This window comes from Synechococcus sp. H55.11 (assembly GCF_047462475.1).
In the GTDB taxonomy this organism is placed as follows: domain Bacteria; phylum Cyanobacteriota; class Cyanobacteriia; order Thermostichales; family Thermostichaceae; genus Thermostichus.
Map to the genome: position 1 here is coordinate 1 of NZ_JANSJI010000172.1, position 1,213 is coordinate 1,213.

The following is a 1,213-nucleotide window of genomic DNA, read 5'->3' on the forward strand; positions in this document are numbered from 1 at the left end:
CCCCAAACCCCCGAAGTCCGGCAGTGGCGGGTCAAGTACAAAAAGGGCGAGATCTCCCAGGCCGAATACGAGGCCGCTATCGACGCCGAAATTGCCAGGTGCATCCGCATTCAAGAAGAAATTGGCCTGGATGTGCTGGTGCATGGCGAGTTCGAGCGCACCGACATGGTGGAATACTTTGCCCAGCAACTGCAGGGCTTTGCCTTTACCGAGCACGGCTGGGTGCAGAGCTATGGCAGCCGCTGCGTGCGTCCCCCCATTCTCTACGGCGATGTGTCTCGCCCTTGCCCCATGACGGTGCGGGAGTTTAAGGTGGCCCAATCTCTAACCCAAAAGCCGGTTAAGGGGATGCTCACCGGGCCGGTAACCATGCTCAACTGGTCCTTCCCCCGCGTCGACCTTTCCCGACGCGAGCAAGCCTTGCAAATTGCCTTGGCCCTGCGGGCAGAGGTGGCCGACTTAGAAGCTGCCGGAGCCGTAATGGTACAGGTGGACGAGCCAGCGCTGCGGGAGGGTCTACCCTTGAAAAAAGAGCGCTGGCCGGAGTACTTAAGCTGGGCGGTGGAGGCCTTCCGACTGGCTACCGCTGGCGCCAAGCCCGAAACCCAGATCCACACTCACATGTGCTACTCGGAGTTCGGGGACATCATCGAGCACATCGAGCGGCTGGACGCCGACGTTCTCTCGATCGAAAACAGCCGCAGCAGCAACAAAACCTTGCTGCAGATCGCCCAAGCGGGCTATCGCCACCAGGTGGGCAACGGCGTTTACGACGTCCACAGCCCGGCGGTGCCCGACACCGAGCAGATTCTCCAGCAACTGCGCCTGGGAGTGGCCCACTTGCCGCTAGAACAAACCTGGGTCAACCCCGACTGCGGCCTAAAAACCCGCCGCTGGGAGGAGGTGATCCCTGCCCTGAGGAACATGGTGGCAGCCACTCAGCGCCTAAGGGAGGAGCTCCAGGCCACCTAGCCCCCAGCGAGATCCCTCAGGCCAACGCTCCCTCCGCCGGCAACCGACCATTTGGGGCTACGACAGCCCCAGCCCGCCTGGCGGCTGGCCAATAGGGCAAGATGGAATTGTCTCGTCACTCCGCTGGATCGACAGACCCAGGGAGGGATCCCTTGCTTGCCCCCTTGCCACCGAAGGAACGATAATCGTCGTCGTCTCCAGCCATATTGCTGACTCTTATACACAGCAGACGCTGCCGACT

1 protein-coding gene is annotated in these 1,213 nt (G+C 61.7%); it reads left to right on the forward strand.

Translation table 11 applies throughout. From position 1 onward, the window contains the following. The coding region (metE, locus tag NW853_RS07295) for a 5-methyltetrahydropteroyltriglutamate--homocysteine S-methyltransferase (RefSeq protein ID WP_414348669.1) at positions 1-972 on the forward strand (972 nt) is incomplete at its 5' end. Between the last annotated feature and the right edge of the window lie 241 nt (positions 973-1,213).